Raw genomic sequence first — 21,355 nt, 5'->3', positions numbered from 1 at the left:
AGGGTTCATATATTGCTGGTCAGGCTCATCAGCGGCAGCATGATCGCGAGCATGATCACTGCCACCAGCACCGCCATGATCACGGTCAGCGACGGCACCAGCGCGGCGAGCAGGCGGTCGATGCCGCGCTTGGCCTCGACGTCGAACACGTCGGCGACCTTGAGCAGCATGCTGTCGAGTTCGCCGGCCTGTTCGCCGACTTCAATCATTTGCAGGGCCAGGTCCGGCAGCAACGGCTGCGCGCCGAAGGCACTGGCGAGGGTGCCGCCGCCCTTGACGGACTCGGCGGCCTGGGCGACCTGCGCTTGCAACGCGCGGTTGGTGCACACCTGCCGCGCGATCACCAAGGCTTGCAGCAGCGCCACACCGTTACTGAGCAAGGTACCGAGGGTGCGGGTCAACCGCGCCGCTTCGACCCGCTGCAGCAGCGGGCCGATCACCCGAATGCCTAGCACGCGTCGGTCATAACGTTCACGCCGCTGTGGATCACGCAGGCGTGCGGCCAGGGTCCAGATGATCACGATCAACCCGGCAAACACCGCCAGGCCGTATGACCCGAGAAACTGGCCGAGCCCAAGAATCACCTCGGTGATCAGCGGAATGGGCACGCCCAAGTCCTTGAAGATCGGCACGAACTGCGGCACCACATAGGCCAGCAGCAGCGCCAGCGAACCGAGCACGCCGACCACCAGAAACGCCGGGTAGATCAGCGCGTTGATCACTTCGCCCCTGAGTAACTGGCTGCGCTCCAGGTAGTCACTGAGCTGGCGCAGGGTGTTTTCCAGGGCGCCGCCCGCCTCGCCCGCACGCACCATGCTCAGGTACAGCGGCGAAAACTGGCTGCCGTCTTCTTCCAGCGCTTTGGATAACGGCTGGCCGGCTTTGACCTGTTCGCGAATGCGCTCGATCAGCGCGCGGGTCTGCGGCTGGCCGGGTTGCTTGAGCAGGATGCCCAGCGAGCGCTCCAGCGGCTGGCCGGCGCCCAAAAGGGTTGCCAGTTGTTGGGTGAAACTGACCAGCGCTGCGCCGCTCAACTGGCCACGGCCAAAGGCATTGCGCAGCCCTTGGGCACCGGCGACGTCAATCTGCAACACCAGCAACCCGCGCTTGTGCAACAGGGCGACGGCGGCGTCGTGGTCCTTGGCCTCGAACGTGCCGTTTTGCGCAGCGCCCTGGCTGTCGAGCGCGCGGTATTTGAACAGGCTCACGTGCCCTCGCCTCGGGTCACGCGCAGCACTTCTTCCAGCGACGTGACGCCGGCCACGGCCTGGCGCAAGCCCTCTTCATGCAAGGTGCGCAGGCCGCCACGGCGGGCGGCGGCTTCGAGAGTGGCGGCGTCGGCCTGGCGCATCAGCAGGCTGCGCAGTTCTTCATTCATCACCAGCAGTTCGGTGATCGCACTGCGGCCGTGGTAACCGCCGCCCGGCGCGTTGGCGCGCGGGCGATAAAGCATGATCGGGCGCGCATCGGTAAAGCGGTCCAGGCCATGTTCGGCGATCAGTTCGGACGGTGCTTCAAAAGCTTCGCGCGTGGCCGGGTCGAGACGGCGCACCAGGCGCTGGGCCAGGATGCCGTTGACGGTCGAGGCAATCAGGTAGCTTTCGACGCCCATGTCGAGCAGCCGCGTGATACTCGCCGCGGCACTGTTGGTGTGCAGGGTCGACAGCACCAGGTGACCGGTCAGCGACGATTGAATAGCAATGCGGCAGGTTTCCAGGTCACGGATCTCACCGATCATGATCACGTCCGGGTCCTGACGCACGATCGAGCGCAACGCACCGGCAAAGTCCAGGCCGATGGCCGGCTTGACCTGAATCTGGTTGATGCCTTCCAGCTGATATTCCACCGGGTCTTCCACCGTGATGATCTTGCGCTCGGCGGTATTGAGGCGTGACAGCGCGGTGTACAGCGTGGTGGTCTTGCCCGAGCCGGTAGGCCCGGTGACCAGCAGAATCCCGTGGGGCCGTTCCAGCACTTCGAGGAAGGTTTCCAGGCGCTGGCCATCAAAGCCCAGGCTCTGGAAATCGAACTGCACGGTCTGCCGATCGAGCAGACGCATGACCACCGACTCGCCAAAACTGGTGGGCACCGTGGACACGCGCAGGTCGAGTTCCTTGCCCTGGATGCGCAGCATGATCCGGCCGTCCTGGGGCAGGCGCCGCTCGGCAATGTCCAGGCGCGCCATGATCTTCACCCGCGAAATCACCGCCGCCGACGAGCTGGACGGCGGCGCTTCGGCCTCGTGCAGCACGCCATCGATGCGGTAGCGCACCTTGAGCTGGTTTTCGAAAGGTTCGATGTGGATGTCCGAGGCGCGATGTTCCACCGCGCGCTGCAGGATCAGGTTGACCAAGCGAATCACCGGCGCCTCGGAGGCCATGTCCTTGAGGTGTTCGATGTCTTCCAGCGCACCGCCCTGCTCATCGAGGTTCTCGATCAGCGTGCCCATGGCCGAGCGGCCCTGGCCGTAGTAGCGCTCGATCAAGGTTTCGACCTCGTTGCGCGGGCCGACCGCCAGCCACACCGGCACGCCGCAGGCATAGGCCATGGCCTGGAACGGGTAGACCAACGACGGGTTGGCCGCCAGCACGCGCAGGCCGCCCTGGCTCCAGCCCATGGGCACCACCTGGTAGTGGCGCATAAAGCGCTCGGTCAAGGCGGGCAAAGGGTCAAGCAAGGGTGGCGCGGCGTCGGCCAGCAGCAGCGGCGCGCCGAGCAGGTCAGCCCAGGCGCGGGCCAGTTCGACTTCGCAGACCAGCCCCAGGCGGGTCAGCAGGCCGAGTAACTCTGTTTCGCCGTCCTCTTGGGACAGGCGACGGGCACGCTCCAGATCCACGGTTTTCAACCCGGCCTGCTCCATCAGCCACGTGCAGACCTGTTCGGTGTGCGGGATCTGCATTTGGCAAGCATCAATAAGGGCTGACAACATGGGTTACTGCAATCGATAAAAATAAATAGGGACGCCCAACTAATTCGGGCTCAGGCGATATTAATTTTTTTGTGCGCACCCACTATTCACAGGTACAGCACTGTAAGCCCGCGATTTAACGGGCTTATTTAAACCAATATAAGAACAACAACTTAAACGCGGCTATGTCACCAACGGATGAATAATAAAAACCCATAGACCAGCAGGTAACAGAGCTTACCAGAGCGCTAAACCTAACAGCAATTAGGTTTTAAAGAACGCACGTAAATATGGTTTTTTTGGATTTATCAGCTACAAATGACCATTTATATACATTTTTTAACAAAATTTAACCGATATATCAACAAATCATCCATCAACGCCCTCCCAAAATCGCGCAAAAGCCCTGCAAAGGCAAAGAGCCATCATTTAATAAATCCCTGTTTAAGAATATTTTCTCAACCTCTGAACTTTTTACCCGCCCTCTAGGACTTACTGCTCTATCAAGCGACCAGTGTTCGCCCTGTCGCACGACTTTACTTGTTCACCCTCACTCGAGATTCATCGATGACCAGACCGCTGCTTTATGTTTTAAGCGCTGCACTTGTGTGCGCGTCAACCGGTTACGCCCTGGCGGCGGACTCCGCTTCCAGCGCAACGTCGGAACAACAGGTTCGCGCGCACGCAGAAGCGCAACGCGACCAGCTGAGCGGCGCCGCCCAACTCGGCACATCTGCCCAGGCCGGTGCTTGCGCGCTGCTCGATACGCCGGTGGACACCGACGACGCGCCCTCCCAGGCACAACGCCCATGACCCCTATTAGCGCCACCCAAAGGACGCCCGTCTTGTCATCCTTCAAACACACCCTGGGCCTGAGCCTGCTGGCCTTCGGCATCGCCCAGGCCAACCTGGCACTGGCTGCCGTGACACCCGCCACCGGTAACGCGGTTGAGGCGCGCGTCAGTTCGATCCTCGACAACATGAACCAGTCGGAAAAGATCAATTTCACCCGGGTCAACGACGGCCACATGATCCCTTCGTTGCTCAAGTGGGGCATCAAGGGCACCGTTGCCTATGACTCTTCCATGGGTGTGCACGTGAACAACGCCACCTTTGGCGCGCAATACCCGTCTCAGTCCGCATTGGCGGCGACTTGGAGTATCAATCGCGCCAAGGAATTCGGCCTGGCGATTGCCTACGAAACACGCATCTCGGGTGGACAACAGATGCTCTCCCCCGGCGTCAACCTGTACCGCACGCCGTACAACGGCCGTTCTGCGGAATACGTGAGCGGTGAAGACCCGTTCCTTGGCGCGGTGCTGGCTCCGGCTATCGTCAACGGCATCCAGGCCCAGGGCATCCAGGCCAGCGGCAAGCATTACCTGGCCAACGAACAGGAAGCCAACCGCCAAGCGCTAAACGTGGTGGTGGATGAGCGCACCCTGCGCGAGCTGTACCTGCCGGGTTTTGAGTCGATGGTAAAAAACGCCAACGTCGCTTCGATCATGTGCGGTTTCAACAAGATCAATGGCGACTACGCCTGTGAAAACCATCACCTGATCACTGACGTGCTGAAGGGCGAATGGGGCTTCCAGGGCATGGTGATCAGCGACTTCAATGCCATCCACAATGCGTTCAAGGGCGCGTGGGCTGGTACTGACATCGACATGCCGTCGGGCCTGCAATTTACCGAGGCCAACCTGCTGCCCTATGTGTGGAGCGGGCAACTGACCCAGAACGTCATCGACGACAAGGTCAAGCGCAACCTGCGTGGCATCGTCAGCTATGACTTCCAGGAAAACCTCAACACCGCCAAGCCCCTCGAGCATCCTGAATACGGGCAGCGCACGTCGTTGAATGCGGCCCGTGAAGCCATCGTGCTGTTGCGCAACGAAAACACCAGCGCCGGCAAACCGCTGCTGCCGCTGGCGCGAACTGCCAAGGTCGCGGTGATCGGCAATTGGGCACACGAGGCACCGGCCTCGCCGTTCGGTACCGCCAACTCGCCGCCCAACAGCTACGTGACCGAACTGAGCGGCCTGCAGCAACTGGCCTCGAGCAGCGCCAAGGTGACTTACCTGTCCGACCTGAGCCTTAACCCGCAAAGTTCGGTGTGGTACCAGCCCGCCGTGGATAAAAACGCTGTGAGCAACGCCGGGGTCAAGGCTGAATACTTCTCCAATACCAGCTTCTCCGGCGACCCCACCCTGACTCGCGTAGAGCCGGGTGTGAACCTCAATTGGACCACCGGCACCAACGTGACCAATGCCGGCACCACCGCCGTCTCCGGCTTCAGCCCGAATGCCGGTGCGTTCTCGGCCCGCTTCAGTTCGGTGATCAAGCCGACCATTGCTGGCCCGCACGTATTCAAAGTGCGCGCCGACGGCCCTTACAAGCTGTGGGTCAACGATGAACTGGTGCTGCAGAGCGATGGCGTGCCGTACTCCTCGGATGTGGTCAATGCCCTGACCACATCAGGCAAGACCGCGTCGCTCAAGGCTGGCAAGTCGTACACCGTGAAACTCGAATACCAACGTGTACAGGGTAACTTCATCCCGGCGCTGGGCGGTGTGACCGGCGTGCAGATGAGCTGGGCGTCGCTGCGTCCACCAGCGGACCTGGCTGATTATGATGCTGTAGTGGTGGCTGTCGGCACGACCTACGAAAACGAAGGCGAAGGCTCTGACCATGGCTATGAACTGCCCGACCAACAGGCCGAGCTGATCAAGCAAGTGGCCAAGGCCAACCCCAACACCATCGTGGTCATGCACGGCGGCGGTGTCGCGAACATGCAGCCGTGGGCGAAAAAGGTAGGTGCCACGTTGCAAGCCTGGTTCCCGGGCCAGCAAGGCGGCCAGGCCCTGGCCGAGATCCTGTACGGCAAGGTCAACCCATCGGGCAAGCTGCCGGTGACCATCGACCAGCATATCGAAGACAACCCGAGCTACGCCTCCTATCCGGACCCGGCGGCTTATCGTGGCGACAACGCGCTGACTGAAATGACCTACAGCGAGGGCCTGTACCTGGGCTATCGCGGTTATGACAAGAAGCACGCCAAGCCGCTGTATCCGTTCGGTTATGGTCTGTCCTACACCTCATTCGGCTACAGCGACCTGAAGTTGTCGAGCAACGTGATGGCGCCGGGTTCGACCGTGGATGTGACGTTCACGCTGACCAACACGGGCGACAAGGCCGGCTTCGAAGTTGCACAGCTGTACGTGCAGCCGGTTAAACCTGCCGTCGACCGTCCGGAGAAAGAACTCAAGGGCTTCACCAAGGTGTACTTGAAGCCTGGCGAGAGCAAGACCGTGAGCATCCCGATCGACTCACGCTCCCTGGCCTACTACGTCGACAAGACCGACAGCTGGGACGTGGACGCCGGTAAGTTCAAGATCCTGGTTGGCGCGGACTCGCAAAACCTGGCGCTCAATCGTACCTTGACCACCCTGTTTCCCGAACACCTCACCACTCGTGACAGCAACCCGCTGCCATTACCACTGCGCAAGGCAGTGCAGGTCAACGCTTCGCAGACCTACTAAGCTCGAACCTGCCGGCTCAGGGACGAGCCTGCAGGTCCCTCCCCAAGCGACGCACGTAGCCGTCGAACACTGCCATCACGTCCACGTCCTGTGGGCTTCGCAGCCACTGAATCTGCAAGCCATCCATCATCGAGAAAATCTCTTGGGCGATGGCCTTTACGTCCACGTCAGGACGAATCTCGCCGGCCTCGATCAACGCGTTCAGGTGCCCCCGCGCATGCTGATGGGTCAGGTCAAAGCGCTCCTTGTACCAGGACCATGCCGGGTGCGCCTGGGACAGGCTCTCGGTGTTCATCACCAGTGACGCCTGGCACTCGGCCGCATCCTGGATGCTGAAGCTCATGCTCTGGCGCAAGAACTTGAGAAACCCCTCCAGCGTCATTTCGATGGTCAGTTCATGAAACCTCGAGGTAACACGCTGATCCCTGCGTTCCAGCAGCGCCTTGAGCAGTACTTCCTTGTTAGCGAAGTGGTGCAGCAGGCCGACCGTGGTGATACCGGCAAGCGCCGCCACGTCGCGCATGGATGAACTGGTATAACCATCGCGGGCAAAGATAACGGTGGCCGCATCGAGCAAGGCCGCGCGGCGCATCTCGCCCTTGGGGGCTCGACGGCGCTTGGGCTCCAGGCCTTCAAGTGATTCGTTCCCTGATTCGTCAACTGACATAAAAATCCGATTACTGCTGCATTCAACTTATCCCAGCACTGCCTGGCTGGGCCCTTCCCGACAAAAACCTGCGTGCGACCACCGTGGCGGTGACCGTCGACATCACCGCGATCAGCGCGTTGCCCAGAAACATGCCGGGCATTGCTCCGCTGCTGCCAAACGAGTGTGTGCCTACATACACGAACGGCAGCGTGCCGAGGGTTGCGCGCAACCAGGCGAAGACCGCCACCAGCCAGGCACGCTGCATGGTCACAAACACGGCAATCGCGACGAAGTCCAGGCCGATGATCACCCAAAGGCCCGCGCCTACTCGGCAGAACACGAGGAACAGTTCACGCCCCTCGCCTTCCAGACCATAAAAGTCGGCAATCATAGCGCATGACGCCAGCAATACAGCCCAGACACCCAAACCATAGGCAATCACCAGGCGCCGCGTGAACACGATGGCCGCCTGCACGCGCAAAGGCTGCTGGGCACCGATGTTCTGGCCCAACACCGGCGCCAGGGCACTGGGCAGGGCAAAAAAGGCACAGAACGAAAACTGCATGACCCGGTCCAGCACCGCCATCGCCGCGAGGGCCGAAGTGCCGTAGACCGAGACAGTCGACACCAGATAAGCCACGCCGACCGGCGTCGCCATATTGGCAAGCGTTGCCGGTAAGGCCACCCGTGCGATGCGAAGCCCGTACAGCCGCAGCCGCTTGAGACTGACAGCCGTCGCCAGGCCGATGTGCTGCCGTACCCAATAGATGCCCAGCCCGGCCGACACCAGCGCCGACAACGCGTAGGCGATCCCCGCGCCATCCAGCCCCAGGCCGAGCTCGAAGATCAGCAGCGGGTCTGCCGCTGCCAATGTCGCCGCTCCCGAGAGCACCACCCAGAATGCCCTGCGGCTGTCGCCGGCGCTCCTGAGCATCTGCGCTGCCATTTGCATCGCCGCTTGCGCGACCGTGAACGGCAGCGTCAGCCAGATAAAACGGCGCGCCGCCTCGTACACCTCATCCTGTGCGCCCAGCCAGTGGGTGATCGGGGCCACCAGCGCCAACTGCACAGCCGCGCACAGCCCGGAAACCGCCACCACCATGAGCATCAGGCACGCAGTGAGGTGTGGCACCGTCTGCCTCGCCCGGTGGCCGATGCGCTCGGACAGCACCGACGCCGCCGCGATAATCAACCCATTGGCCAGCGCGCCGTTGAAAAAGATCAACACTTTGGCGATGCCGACCGCGGCCAGCAGGACCGGCTGGTGCAGCATGGACACGTACACCAGCGTGAAAATATCCACCAGGAACACCGCGAACAGGCTCACGGCACTGGAACCGGCCATCACCGTCACATGTCGCGGGATGCTGGCGCGGGTAAAACGCGCGTAGCTGCTTGGCATTGCGATCCCTGTAAGCGTCATCGGGTGGGCAGGTAGAGGTGGCACGGCACGTGAAGGCGGCAATTCTAACGAAGTGTACGGCACTAAGGAAAAAATAAACCCGTTTGCTCATGCCCTTGGCAAGAGCCCTGGACGCCATTTGTAGAAAGACCAATTTGCGTGACACCGATCTATTCCCGCCAAATCGCAGAAAAGGCAAACCCTTCTCTCCTTTAACTTACGCGCACACCGAGCTCAGCGTCTGTTAATCCGGTATGAGATGGCGCTGTGATTATCAGTATTGAAAATACTTCTGAACACCTCAAGTTTTGGGGTTACGGACAAAGCGCATCACAACGAAACAGGCGATCAGAATCAGCGGGGCAATGGAGAGCATGCCCATGTAGGTTGAGCCCGACAGATCGTTGATCTTGCCCACCATCACAGGCGCAACCATGCCGCTAAGTTGACCGATGGAGTTGATCGCCGCCGTTCCCGTCGCGACCGCCAATCCCGAAAAGGTCGATTGCGGAATCGTCCAGAAAATCGGGATCGCAATAAAGGTGCCGGCGGTAGCCAGTACGAGCGCTGCCATCATTGCCCAGGATGAGTCCGAGAACAGGCAGGCCAAGAGATAGCCGACTGCTGCTGCAATCAGGCACATGACCAGATAAGTTTTACGCTCGCCGGTTCGATCGGAGCGCCGGGTGAGCCAGATCATGCCGATGCACGCGACGATGTAGGGCAGCGCCGAGAACATCCCGACCCACAACAGGCTTTGGATGCCGGAAGATTTGATCAGGTGTGGCATCCAGAAATTAAGGCCATAGGAAGCGGACTTGATCACGAAGTAAATGAACGCCATGACCGCGACTTCCCACGTCAACAATACGCGCCACAGAGAGCCCAGCACCGGCTTCTGGTTGACTTTGTCATGCTCGAGATTGGCCGCCAGCAGGTCTTTCTCGCTGCGGCTGAGCCACTTGGCCGACTCGATGTCCCGGTCCAGTTTCCACAACACCAGCACGCCCAATACGACACACGGCAATCCGGACATCAGGAACAACCAGTGCCAGCCGGCCAGGCCGAACACGCCGTCCATCGTACCCAACAGGATTCCCGCAGCCGGCCCGCCGACTGCACCTGCCAGGGGCACCGACAGGAACCACAGGCCGTTCATCTTCGCCAAGTGTTTTTTCGGGAACCAGCACGCCAGATAGAACAGGATCGCCGGGCCGAAGCCGGCTTCCATTACGCCAATCAGGAAGCGCAAGAAGTAGAGCGTGTATTGGGTGTAGGCGAACATCATCGCTGCCGTGGCCAGGCCCCAGGAGACCATGATCCGGCAGATCCAGGCCGGCGCGCCGTAGCGTTTGAGGCCCAGGCTGCTGGGTACTTCGAACAGCACATAGCCAATGAAGAACATGCTCGCGGCCAGGCCATACGCCGCGTCGCTCAAGCCCAGTTCATGCTGCATCTGGGTCTTGGCGAAGCTGATGTTGATCCGGTCAAAATAGGAAAACAAAAAGCAGATAATGGCCAGCGGCATAATGCGCCAGGCCACGCGCCGATAGAGCAGCAGTTCGTTAATGGTTTCTTCGCTGCGCGCGAGCGCAATATCGCCAGTCATGGCAACCATGATGTTTCTCCATTGTTGTAATTATTGGAGAGAGGCAACGCCCGCCAGGGACGTTACTCAGCGGTTCTTTAACGGATACGAATCAATTTGTCCCTGTACCCCTGACCCTTGGTGACATAGTCCTCGGCGTTTCGATGCATGCCGGCGATCGCTTCAGGTGTCAGCTCTCGCACGACCTTGGCAGGTGCGCCCAGGATCAGCGAGTTGTCCGGGAACACCTTGCCTTCGGTGACAATCGAGCCGGCGCCCACCAGGCAGTTCTTGCCGATGACGGCACCATTGAGGACAACCGCCTGGATCCCGATCAGCGCACCATCGCCGATGGTGCAGCCATGCAACATGGCTTGGTGGCCGATGGTGACGCTCTCGCCCACTGTCAGCGCAAATCCCGGGTCGGCATGCAGCACCGCGCCTTCCTGCACATTGCTGTGCTGACCGATGCGAATCGGTGCGTTGTCGCCCCTCAGGACCGCCTGGGGCCAGACACTGACGCCCTGCTCCAGCGTGACATTGCCGATCACAGTGGCATCGTCAGCGACGAAGGTTTCGGCGTGGATGGCGGGGATCAGCGTGTCGTATTGATAGATAGCCATGGCAGCTTCTCCTCAGGCCTGCGCATCAGTTTTCAGAACACCCGCAGCACACAGCGCGGCAATGCGTTCATCGCTGTAGCCCAATTCGCGCATAACCGTATAGGTGTGCTCGCCGATGCGCGGAATCGATCGACGTGGTTGCAAACGCTCGCCATCCAGGGACAACGGCAGCAATGGCATGGCAGTGAACGATCCGTCTTCAAGCGCCAGATTCGCCAGCCCCCCGCTTTGCAGCAGGTGAGGATCGTCGAACAACTCTTGCGGGCGACGAATCGGTGCGAAGGGAATACTGTGGGCTTCGAGCTGCAGCGCCAGGGCCTGCGCGTCCATGGTCGCAAAGACTTCAGCCAGGTGCGCCAGCAGCCGTGGGCGTTGCAGCACCCGGTCGTTGTTGGTAGCGAGAGTCTGGTCGTCGAGCAGCGCGGTTTGGCCCAGCAACTGGCACAAGGCGTTCCACTGACCTTCGCCGGTGGCGGCGACGAACATCTGCTCACCGCCAGCGAACTCGAACACGTCATAGATCGCCCAGGCGCTGATGCGGTTCGGCATCGGCGCGGCCGCCTGCCCGGTCACCGCGTATTGCTGCATATGTTGGGCGGCGAGCAATACGCAGTTTTCATAGAGCGCGCTCTGCACCTCGCGTCCGACACCGGTGGCGTTGCGGTCGTTGAGCGCGGCAAGCACCCCGATGGCACCGAACATCCCGCCCATGATGTCGTTCACTGAACTGCCGGCACGCAGCGGTCTGCCGACGGGGCCGGTCATGTAGGCCAGTCCTGCCATCATCTGCACCACTTCGTCCAAGGCCAGGCGATTGTCGTAGGGGCCGTTGAGAAAGCCTTTGTGCGAGGCATAGATGATGCGCGGGTTACGCTCACGAATCGCGGCATAGCCAAAGCCAAGTGCCTGCATGCGGCCGGGTTTGAAGTTCTCAATGAACACGTCAGCGGTGTCGATGAGTTCCAGCACGGCGTCGCGTCCCTGGGGGGTGTTGACGTCGACGGCGATGCACTGTTTGTTGCGGTTGAAGGTGCGAAAGAACCCGGCACCAGCCCCCAACAGGCGGCGCGTGCCATCGCCCCGGGTCGGCTCGATCTTGATCACTTCGGCACCGAGGTCCCCCAGGATCATGCCGCAGGTCGGCCCCATCACCATATGCGAAATTTCGACGACACGAATGCCGTCCAATGGAAGTCTGGACATTAGCGTGTTCCTTGATCGGACAGGCTCAAGCGCGGTGGGCGACAGGCGTGTAGTTGAGTGGCAGTCCGGCCCGGGCAATGCAGCCGTAGAGGGATTCGTCCGGTAAGGCGCGGCGCAGCACATCCCGTGAAGCAATCAGTGCGGCCAGATCGATGCCGGTGTCGTAGCCCATGCTTTGCAGCATGAACACCAGGTCTTCGGTCACGGTATTGCCGGACGCGCCGGGCGCGAACGGGCAACCGCCCAACCCGGCCAGCGAAGCATCAAGCTCAGTGATGCCTAGCTGCACCGCCACCAGGCTGTTGGCCAGTGCCAAACCGCGGGTGTCATGGAAATGCGCGGCCCTGAGTGTGTCACCGGCAATGGTACGAACTGCCTGCAAGGTGGTCGCCACCTGGCCGGGATTGGCATAGCCGGTAGTGTCGCCGAGCGAAACCAGATCGCAGCCGGCTTCAAGCACGTGGCCGGTCAACTCGCACAGGTCGCTCAACGGCACGTCGCCCTGGCGGGTGCAGCCAAACGCAACGGACATTCCGGCAATGAGTTGAACATTGTGCAAACCCATTTCGGTGCGTAATTGGCACATGCGCGCCAACTCCTCCACCATTTCCAGCGGCGTGCGACGCACATTAGCCAGGCTGTGGGCCGCGCTTACGGAAACAGGCGCGATGATGCGGTGGGCACCAGACTCAAGTGCATCGCGACAACCACGCAGGTTCGGCGCCAGCACCGAGACAAGCAGGTCCGGGTAACTCAAGGCGTGGGCCACGACTTCCTTGGCATCGGCCATTTGCGGCAGCAGTTTGGCGGGTACGAACGACGCGACTTCCATATGGCGTACGCCAGCCGCATAAGCGGCATCGATCCATTGGCATTTGGCAGCGGTCGGCATGATGACTTGAAGGCTCTGCAAACCATCACGCATGCCAACTTCGTTGATCGTTATTATTGTCATGAAGCTCTCTCACAGGCTGAAGCACAGGCTCAGACTAAAGAGACACCTCGGCGGCGAAAAGACGTGATTCACGGCCTGATTCATCGTCAACCGCGATGGATAGGTCAGTCGGTCGACTGGCGTGGCAGTGCGCGTAACAGCAGATGGTCGAGCAGGCGACGCGCGGACAGCGACAGTGCGTCACGGTCGCGCACGCAGATCACAAATTCACCGAGCGCCCAATCGTCGGTCAAGGGGATGATGTGCAGGTCGAACAGTTGCCTGTAGCGCGCCACCGCTTCGAGTGGGAACACCGCCAGCCCCAAGCCGAACTGAACCAGCCGGAACGCAGCATCAAACGACGACACATAGGAGCGGAACCGCAGCTCCCGGCCGTGTTTTTCCGCCGTTTCGCGCATGAAGGTATTCAGCGTGGCGAAGGCCGACAACCCTAGCTGGTCAAACTCCAGCGTCTCTTCGAACGCAATACAGGTGCGACCGGCCAAGGGATGACTTGCGCTCACCACGACGGCGAGGTGGTCCTGACGGTAAGGCAGGAACTCCAGGTCGCCCACGGCCATCGAGCGCCGGCAAATCCCCAGGTCCGCATCGCCCTCAACCACCCCACGCACGACGTCGGGGCTGAAACGCTCTTCGATGTCAGCTTGTATCCGCGGGTTGGCCAACATGAAATCGGAGAGTTCTTCAGGCAGGAACTCCATGATCGACGACACGTTCGCCAATACCCGCACATGCCCGCGCGCGCCGTCGGCGTACTCACTGAGTTCGCTGTCGAGCCTTTCCATCGCACGGGTCAATGAGCATGCATGTCGAAGCAAGGCCTGCCCCGCCGGCGTCGGTTCGACTCCACGTTTACTGCGCTTGAGCAGCGGCGTACCGAAGCGCGCCTCGATATCGGAAAGCCGCTTGCTGACCGCCGAGGGTGCGATAAACGCCCGTGCACTGGCGCGGGCGATGGTGCCTTCCTCGCAGACCAGAATGAACAGGCGCAAGGAAAGATGATCCAGATACTGCATGTAAAGCTCCCTAAAGCCGCAGCGTTGCACGCATCACGCGGTGCTTTCGATCCCCTTGGGGGCGACGACGCTGCTCCGGATGTGTGCAGTAAACCCCCGTTTCAGCAAACGACCAATCAGAGGTTATAAAACCGCATGAATGCGCACGCTCCCAAGCCCAGCGCAACCCGGCAAACGGATAGCCAGCACCTGTTCCAACTGAACCTAACCTGAAGGCACTCAGGGTCGGGAATCAAACCATTTGATAAATTTCGTTGGGTATTCAAATCATAGCTTGCCTCATTCACCAGGCCCTGCCGACATTTTTGTGCCCGAACTCAAACACTCAGGAGATGCACTTGAAGCTCAGCACTTGCCTTGTGCGCTGCTTGTCCGCGTCCATACTCTGCGCGGTTCTGATACCCCCCCAGTGTGCACTCGCCGACGCTCATCCTGTGGGCTTTGCCGAGGGCGTCACCGGGGGCGGTAACGCCTTTATTGTGCGCCCCGCAACGCCCGATGAACTTAAAACGGCCCTGTGTGCGACCTACGATACCCGAGGGCAGTGCACAGATGACACGCCGCGCGTCATTGCCCTGGACCACATGTTCGATTTTCGCGGTTCGGTCATTACCGACGGCAGCGCCCAGGTCACAGAGGCCGGTTGCATGGCTAATGCCTGCCCCCACGGCGGTGGGCAATGGGCGATCAACGGCGCCAATCATTTTTGCCAGTCCAGGCCACCAGCCACCGTAACCTATGACAAGGCCGGATTGCAGCGCCTGAAGGTCGGGTCGAACAAGACGCTGATAGGCCTGGGCAGTCACGCCGGTATCCAGGGCATGGGCCTGTTCGTCGGCGGCGGCGCGCACAACGTGATTGTGCGTAACCTGACCCTGTCTGACATCAACCCGCGCGTGGTCTGGGGCGGCGACGCGCTCACGCTGGACGATGCCGATGGTGTCTGGATCGACCATGACACGTTCGTACGTATTGGCCGCCAGATGGTGGTGACCGGTTGGGGCAGCGCGACGCACGTGACGCTGTCCAACAACGAGTTCGATGGCCGCACGCCCTACTCCGCCACCTGTGACGGTCATCATTACTGGGTGTGGTTGTTTCTGGGGCATCACGACACCCTGACATTGGTCGGCAACTACGTGCATGACACCTCGGGACGCGCGCCTCATTCCGGCGGCATGGGCGATGCCGATGTTCGCGCGCAACTGGTCAACAACCTGTTCGCGCACCTGTCCTACCAGGGCGCGATCATGTCGCGCACCGCCACCTCGCACCTGCTGGTGGAGGGCAACGCTTTCGAGGATGTGTCGCATCCTCTGTTCAACGACACTCGGCAACCCGGTACGGCCTTCGCGCCCTTCGCACAAGCGGCTGGGGACGCCTGCCGCGTCGCGATCGGCAGGCCTTGTGTGGCCAATCAACAACACCTGAGCGGCGATGATTACCGGCCCCAGGACGTGCCGGCGCTGGCGGCGTTCAGTGCGTACCGTGAATACCTCATCACGCCACAGCCTGCTGAGATTGCGCTGGCCCAAGTGCCCGCAAACGCAGGAGCAGGCCACCTTAACGCGGGGAACATCTGATGCGACGTGCACTGCTGATTATGTTGTGTGGCATAGCGGTTGTCGCTCAAGCGCACGCCGCCAGTTTCGGGGCTACGCGCACGGGTACCCGGATCGTCGTCGACACCGGTGCCGATTTGATCTTCAGCGTGGACATCCGTAACGGCGACCTGGTGTCCATGCGCTTTCACGGCCACGAGTTGCAGACCACCGAGCCCAAAGCCTCGCAAATCGCTTCCGGCCTGGGCTCCGCACAAGTGGACGCCCGCACGGTGGGCGACGTTATCGTGATCAGCGCACGGGCAGGTGATTTGATCCAGTATTACCTCGCCGATAAAGGGCGCAACGCGATTTACATGGCGACCTATGCTCCGACCTTGCTGCCGGTGGGCGAATTGCGTTTTGTCGCGCGGCTCAACGTCAACACGTTGCCAAAAGCCGCCCGCGGTACCGATTCCAATGTCGGCACCGCGATCGAAGGCAAGGATGTATTCCTGCTGCCGGATGGGCGCACCAGTTCCAAGTTCTACTCGGCACAACCGATGATCGATGACCCCATGCACGGCGTTAAGGGCCCGGACGTCGCGGTGTACATGCTGATGGGCAATCGCGAACACAGTTCCGGCGGGCCGTTTTTCAAGGATATCGCCACCCAAAAGACCGCCGTCACCCATGAGCTGTACAACTACATGTTCTCCAACCACACCCAGACCGAGCCCTACCGAGGCGGCCTGCACGGGGTGTATGGGTTGCTGTTTACCGACGGTGAAGCCCCGTCCGAAGCCTTGACCAACCTGGCTTTCGTCAACAACACCCTGGGGCTCGCGGGCTTTTTGGACAGTGCCGGACGCGGCACGGTAACAGGTCACGTTTACGGGGTTGCCCCTAGCCTGCCCGCCGTGGTGGGCCTGAGCAATACCAGCGCCGAGTACTGGGCGCCTGTCGATGGCAACGGTCGGTTTCAACTGACGACTGTACGTCCAGGGCAATACCGAATGACGCTTTATCAGCGCGAGCTGGAAGTGGCGCAAAGCACTGTGCAGGTGAAGGCAGGCAGCACCGCGCAAACGACCCTGCAGGCACGGCCACCGACAGGCCAGATGAAATGGCAAATCGGCGTACCCGATGGCACCCCCACGGGTTTTCGTAACGCCGGGCTGCTGTCATCGGCCCATCCAAGCGACACACGAATGGCGCCATGGGCTCCTGCCACCTACATCGTCGGCAGCAGTCACCTCGACGCGTTTCCCGCTGCGCAATGGCGCGACATCAACAGCCCTACTCGGATCGAGTTCGTACTGGCCGCCAACGAGCTGCATGACTATCACCTGCGTGTGTTCATCTCGCTGGCTCAAGCCGGCGGCCGCCCACAAGTAAGCGTCAACCAGCACTGGACCGCACCCGTGCCCCCCGCCTCCAACCAACCCAACAGCCGCGGTATCACCCGAGGCACTTATCGGGGCAATAACACCGTGTTTGAGGTGAGCATTCCGGCCAGCGCGTTACGGCCGGGCACGAATACGCTGGAGATCGGCGTTGTATCGGGACAAGCCGGCAGCGGTTTCCTGAGCCCGGGTTTTGTGTTTGATAGTGTGCAGTTGATGTAGACCCTATCTGTATTCGGGCAGCAAGCCATGCAATCACAGCGGAAACTCAGCCCTGACCAGGGTCCCGCCTTGGGGGCAATTGCTTGCGGTAATTGTCCCACCATGGGCCTGACAGATGGCACGGGCGATGGACAGGCCCAAGCCACTGCCACCGGAATACCGGGCCCTGGAACGCTCTGCCCGCCAGAACCGGTCAAACACGCTGTCCAGGTGTTGCGCCTCGATGCCGGGGCCGCGGTCACCGATTTCAATCACGACCCGATCATGAATTTTGTGCGCCATGACGTTCAGTTCGCCACCGCCCCCCGCGTAACGCAGCAGGTTATCGAACAGGATGTTCAGCACCTGCCCCAGGCGATCACGATCGGCATGGATATGAAGCCCATCTGCAATGCTGACGTGCGTTTGAACATGAGCCTCATCCAGTTGCGGCTGGAACCAGGCCAGCCGTTCGGCGAGCAAGCCGGCCAATGAAAAGTCGCTGCGCTCCAGCACCAGCCGCCCCGCCCTGGCCATCGACAACAGGTGCAGGTCGTCCACCAGTTTTCTGAGTTGGTCAAGCTGGCGTTTGACCATGCTTAACTGCACGGTATCGCTTGGGAACACCTCATCAAGCATGCCCTGAACCCGGCCCATGGCCGCATTCAACGGCGTGCGCAGTTCGTGAGCGATGACCGCGCTGGACTCACGCACATCACGCTCGTAGCGCTCCAGTTGCGTGGTCATGCTGTTGAAGTCGCTGACCAACCGTTGCAGCTCGTCGGGTGCTTGCTTGTGAGGTGGCAGGCGGGTGAGGAAATCCCCCCCGGCAACGCGCCGTGCACCCTGAGCAATCGCCGAGAACTGGCTGGACAACGGTCGCGAAAACCACATGCCACAGACAATGATGATCGGGATAGCAGCCATCACCAGGCAGGCCAGAATCAGCCAGTCGCGGTTGGCTATGTCCGGCTGGAAGAACTCCACCGGATAGTATTCGGCAACCAGCTGGCGCAAGCGTGTCTCGTTGAGCTGCGGCTCGGCGCGCAGCTGCAGCAACTCCTCGCGCGCCGCCGGCGGCAAGTGCTGCAAAAAATTCCGGTCTGACAGCCTGAAGTTGATCCACATGCAGAGGGCGATCACCACCACGGCGCCGATCGCCAACAGGCTCATGCGCATGCCGACCCAGCGCCACAACGGTTTGTCGTTGCCTCGTGATGTCTCAAGCATGTTGCTCACCTGAACCGATAGCCAATGGAGCGCACCGTCACCAGCACACCCGCGATGCCCTGGCTTTCAAGCTTGCGCCGAAGATTATGCACATGTGCGTCCACCACGCGGGCCAACGCTTCGCTGTCCGGCAGGCAGATTTCGAGCAGTTCATCGCGGGTGAAGGCTTTCGAGGGTGTCTTGAGCAACGTGACCAGCAGTTTGAATTCCGTGGGTGTCAGGTCCAACAGCTGCGGTTGCCCATCACCGCGTTCAATGGCAGCGGTAAAGGCAATGAGGTCGACCCGCAGGTTTTCATAGCGCAGCAGTTGCTCCACCGGTTGGCTGCCCGCGGTACGCCGCAACACGGCGTGCACCCGCGCCACCACCTCGCGCGGACTGTAGGGCTTGACCACATAGTCGTCGGCGCCATAACGCAAGGCACCCAGTTTTTCCGGCTCGTCGCCCATGGCCGTGACCATGATCACCGGCGTGTCGCTGCTGCGACGTACGGCGGACAACACCTCGATGCCACTCAAGCGCGGCAGCATCACATCCAGCAGTATCAGGTCGGGCCGCCAGCTCTTGTGCAGGTCGAGACCGCGCTGGCCGTCTTCGGCCAACGCCACCTCAAAGCCGTCCCGCTGCAAATAGGCTTCCAGAATATTGGCACTGTCGGCATCGTCTTCGACGATAAGGATACGTTTCCCTGACACAAATACGCCTCTTGATGAAACCTTGATAATTCACGAACGGTTTATTGAAAGTCTGCTGCCAGTATTGCCTTACGCCTGACTTTCGCGAACCGATCCTATGCCGACCACTGCATCGCTGTCCAAGCCTATCAAGCTGCCTGAACGCCTAAGCGCGGTTTTGCTGCTGGTCGGCATGTTGGCTGGTTGCTCACTGGCTCCGGCGTACCAGGCGCCCGCGCTGCCGGTGCCGAACAACCTGCACGGCGGCCCCGAAACGGGCGCGCCATCGGCCATGACCAACGCGGTAGAGGCGCTTACCGAAGAAGAAAAACAGTTACTGATCGGGCTGGATTCATCGGCGCAGCTACCCCGGTTGGTTGATCAGGCCCTGCAATACAATCGGGACCTGCGCCTGGCGTTATTGCGTGTCGAGCAGGCTCGCGCCCAGTACGGCATTTCCCGCGCCGATCGCTGGCCAACCGTGGCACTGGGGCTGCAACGCAACCGCCAGCACTTGCACGACAAGGCTGCCGACGAGCGTTATGGCCAGGACATCGCGGTGGCCTCCGTGGGCGTGTCGGACTTCGAGCTGGATTTTTTCGGCAGGGTTCGCAGCCTGGCCGACGCGGCGCAGCATGACTACCTCGCGACGCACTACGGCGCCCTTGCCGCGCGCAAGGCGCTGATCGTGGAAGTGGCACGTTTGTATTTGCAGGAGCGCTTGCAAGCAGGCGTGCAGGCCGACACGCAGTCCATTTCCGACGACCAAAACCATCTGCTGAGCATGCTCATCGGCCAGCAAAAGGAAGGCCTGGTAGCCCAGGACACGGTCGATACCCAACGCTTGGAGGTTCATCGAGCTACCCAGCAATTGCAGGATGCAAGCGCCGACCATGAGCGCGCATTGCAGGCGCTGTCATGGGTCACCGGTTATCAGGTCGCCCCTACGACGCAGGCCACACAAATCCCCGCCGTCGACCTCGGCACTCCGCCATGGCTGGTCGAACTGCCGTCACAGCGACTGTTGCAGCGGTTCGATGTGCGCCAATCTGAAGAAGCGCTGCGCGCAGCGAATGCCAACATCGGTGCCGCGCGTGCGGCGTTCTTCCCCTCGATCACCTTGAGCACCGGTGCAGGCATAGCCAGCCCACGCTTGAGCAGCTTGTTCTCATCCGGCAGCGGCGCGTGGTTGTTCACACCGCAACTGAACCTGCCGCTGTTCGACGGTGGCCGTAACCAGGCCAACCTTGATTTGGCCACTGCGCGCCAACAGTCAGCTGTCGCCCAATACGAAAAGACCGTGCAGGACGCCTTCCGCGAAATCGCCGACCTGTTGAGCCAACGCCAACAAGCCTTGGCCAACGCCACCACGCAAATCGATCTGGCAGCGTTGACCGCATTAAAGGCCAAGCGTCTCGACCAGCAGATCGCCGCGGGTGCGGCGGCACGTTCGGAGCACCCGACGGCTGCCATTCGCCTGGCTGAATCGGCCACTGAATTACGCAAGGCCACCTACCAATTGCTGTTCAACCGCCTGGCGCTGTATCGCGCGCTGTCCGGCGCACCGTTGTTTTCCTCCGCAGAAAGGGTTTCACCATGAACTTGACCACCCCCCCTACCCGCGCCGTGCTATGGGGCGCCGCCCTGCTTACATGCTGCACGCTCATGACCAACGCACAGGCGGCCGATGCCAGCCCTGCGGCCGACGAGACCACGGCAACCCTGGGACTCGGCATGGGCGTCACGCCGCGCTACATGGGCGCCGACCGTTACCGCGCCCTCGTGCTGCCGATGTTCAGCATCCAGCGCGGCGTGCTGTTTGCCGACACCACCCGAGGCGTCGGCGTGCAGTTTCAATCCGACAGCGGCTTTGCCGCCAGCGCGGCAATCAACTACGACCTGGGCCGCAAGGAAAAGGACAGCACGACACGCCCAGGAGATCGAGAACTGAGCGGCATGGGCGATATCAACGGCGCCACCGTCGCCGACTTCACCCTCAGCCAGCAACTGCTTGACTGGCTGTCGGTCAGCGGCGAAGCCGAACTGCGCATGGCCGGCGAGCATCGCGGCAACCGCTACCGATTCGGCCTGGAAGGCATCCTGTATCACGCAGGCAGCGACACCCTGGTCCTGGACATCGACGCTCACGCCGGTGATGGCCGCTACAACCAGACCTTCTTCGGCGTCACCCAGGCACAGAGCCAACGTTCGCTCTACGGGCGATACGACGCCGACGCCGGGATCTACGCCTACTCTGCCGCCTTGAACTGGCAGCACAGCCTGGACGCGCACTGGTCGACGCTCGCCAGCCTGACGCTGACCCAGTACGCCGACCAGGCCCGCAACAGCCCTCTGGTCAGGCGTGAGAGCGCCGGCCTGGGCATGTTCGCCATCAACTACACCTTCTGATAACGAGGCGT

17 protein-coding genes are annotated in these 21,355 nt (G+C 61.2%); 6 read left to right on the top strand and 11 right to left on the bottom strand.

Translation table 11 applies throughout. The features are described from left to right. Positions 1-5: 5 nt before the first annotated feature. Entirely contained in the window at positions 6-1,208 is a 1,203-nt protein-coding gene (gene gspF, locus C4J94_RS10440) for a type II secretion system inner membrane protein GspF (RefSeq protein WP_124386071.1), read from the bottom strand. Further along, entirely contained in the window at positions 1,205-2,899 is a 1,695-nt protein-coding gene (gspE, locus tag C4J94_RS10435; protein WP_372240871.1) for a type II secretion system ATPase GspE, read from the bottom strand. The genes gspF and gspE overlap by 4 nt, the downstream gene beginning before the upstream one ends. A 588-nt stretch (positions 2,900-3,487) precedes the next feature. Here gspE and C4J94_RS10430 point away from each other — a divergent pair. Next, on the top strand, positions 3,488-3,721 hold the full coding sequence (locus C4J94_RS10430) for a hypothetical protein (RefSeq protein ID WP_124388954.1): 234 nt from the start codon (positions 3,488-3,490) through the stop codon (positions 3,719-3,721). After that, complete coding sequence (locus tag C4J94_RS10425) at positions 3,718-6,447, top strand: glycoside hydrolase family 3 protein (protein WP_124386069.1); 2,730 nt, start codon at positions 3,718-3,720, stop codon at positions 6,445-6,447. Before C4J94_RS10430 ends, C4J94_RS10425 begins: the two co-directional genes overlap by 4 nt. Before the next feature lie 16 nt (positions 6,448-6,463). On the opposite strand, the gene C4J94_RS10420 is transcribed toward C4J94_RS10425, so the two are convergent. The 7 genes from C4J94_RS10420 to C4J94_RS10390 all read right to left on the bottom strand — a co-directional run bounded on the left by C4J94_RS10420 (position 6,464) and on the right by C4J94_RS10390 (position 13,883). Continuing rightward, positions 6,464-7,114 carry a TetR/AcrR family transcriptional regulator gene (locus tag C4J94_RS10420; protein ID WP_124386068.1) on the bottom strand — a complete coding sequence of 217 codons (651 nt, stop codon included), beginning with the start codon at positions 7,112-7,114 and terminating at the stop codon, positions 6,464-6,466. Between the two features lie 22 nt (positions 7,115-7,136). Beyond that, positions 7,137-8,498, bottom strand: coding sequence for an MATE family efflux transporter (locus C4J94_RS10415; protein ID WP_124386067.1), 1,362 nt, complete (start codon positions 8,496-8,498; stop codon positions 7,137-7,139). 301 nt (positions 8,499-8,799) lie between these two features. Continuing rightward, positions 8,800-10,116: an MFS transporter gene (locus C4J94_RS10410; RefSeq protein ID WP_124386066.1), complete on the bottom strand. Its 1,317-nt coding sequence runs from the start codon at positions 10,114-10,116 to the stop codon at positions 8,800-8,802. Between the two features lie 68 nt (positions 10,117-10,184). Next, a complete protein-coding gene (locus C4J94_RS10405) occupies positions 10,185-10,709 on the bottom strand; it encodes a gamma carbonic anhydrase family protein (RefSeq protein WP_124386065.1) in 525 nt (174 codons plus the stop codon). Positions 10,710-10,721: 12 nt separating this feature from the next. Beyond that, a complete protein-coding gene (locus tag C4J94_RS10400) occupies positions 10,722-11,912 on the bottom strand; it encodes a CaiB/BaiF CoA-transferase family protein (RefSeq protein ID WP_124386064.1) in 1,191 nt (396 codons plus the stop codon). A 25-nt stretch (positions 11,913-11,937) separates the two neighbouring features. Continuing rightward, positions 11,938-12,867, bottom strand: coding sequence for a hydroxymethylglutaryl-CoA lyase (locus C4J94_RS10395; RefSeq protein WP_124386063.1), 930 nt, complete (start codon positions 12,865-12,867; stop codon positions 11,938-11,940). A 104-nt stretch (positions 12,868-12,971) separates the two neighbouring features. Further along, positions 12,972-13,883, bottom strand: a complete 912-nt coding sequence (locus C4J94_RS10390; RefSeq protein ID WP_124386062.1) for a LysR family transcriptional regulator — start codon at positions 13,881-13,883, stop codon at positions 12,972-12,974. Between the two features lie 332 nt (positions 13,884-14,215). Between C4J94_RS10390 and C4J94_RS10385 the strand changes: the two genes are divergently transcribed. Both C4J94_RS10385 and C4J94_RS10380 read left to right on the top strand, forming a co-directional pair. Next, a complete protein-coding gene (locus C4J94_RS10385; RefSeq protein WP_124386061.1) occupies positions 14,216-15,466 on the top strand; it encodes a pectate lyase in 1,251 nt (416 codons plus the stop codon). Then, positions 15,466-17,052 (top strand): rhamnogalacturonan lyase B N-terminal domain-containing protein, encoded by a 1,587-nt coding sequence (locus C4J94_RS10380; RefSeq protein ID WP_124386060.1) that lies wholly within the window; start codon positions 15,466-15,468, stop codon positions 17,050-17,052. Before C4J94_RS10385 ends, C4J94_RS10380 begins: the two co-directional genes overlap by 1 nt. Positions 17,053-17,085: 33 nt before the next feature. On the opposite strand, the gene C4J94_RS10375 is transcribed toward C4J94_RS10380, so the two are convergent. Both C4J94_RS10375 and C4J94_RS10370 read right to left on the bottom strand, forming a co-directional pair. Continuing rightward, positions 17,086-18,261 carry a cell wall metabolism sensor histidine kinase WalK gene (locus C4J94_RS10375; RefSeq protein WP_124386059.1) on the bottom strand — a complete coding sequence of 392 codons (1,176 nt, stop codon included), beginning with the start codon at positions 18,259-18,261 and terminating at the stop codon, positions 17,086-17,088. 5 nt (positions 18,262-18,266) lie between these two features. Next, positions 18,267-18,956: a response regulator gene (locus C4J94_RS10370; protein WP_124386058.1), complete on the bottom strand. Its 690-nt coding sequence runs from the start codon at positions 18,954-18,956 to the stop codon at positions 18,267-18,269. Between the two features lie 97 nt (positions 18,957-19,053). Between C4J94_RS10370 and C4J94_RS10365 the strand changes: the two genes are divergently transcribed. Both C4J94_RS10365 and C4J94_RS10360 read left to right on the top strand, forming a co-directional pair. After that, positions 19,054-20,535: an efflux transporter outer membrane subunit gene (locus C4J94_RS10365; protein ID WP_124386057.1), complete on the top strand. Its 1,482-nt coding sequence runs from the start codon at positions 19,054-19,056 to the stop codon at positions 20,533-20,535. Further along, a complete protein-coding gene (locus C4J94_RS10360; RefSeq protein ID WP_124386056.1) occupies positions 20,532-21,344 on the top strand; it encodes a MipA/OmpV family protein in 813 nt (270 codons plus the stop codon). The genes C4J94_RS10365 and C4J94_RS10360 overlap by 4 nt, the downstream gene beginning before the upstream one ends. The last annotated feature ends 11 nt before the right edge of the window (positions 21,345-21,355 follow it).

It is taken from the genome of Pseudomonas sp. R5-89-07 (assembly GCF_003851685.1).
Classification (GTDB): Bacteria; Pseudomonadota; Gammaproteobacteria; order Pseudomonadales; family Pseudomonadaceae; genus Aquipseudomonas.
The sequence above is the reverse complement of the archived record's forward strand: the minus strand, read 5'-3'. Positions and strand labels throughout refer to the sequence as shown.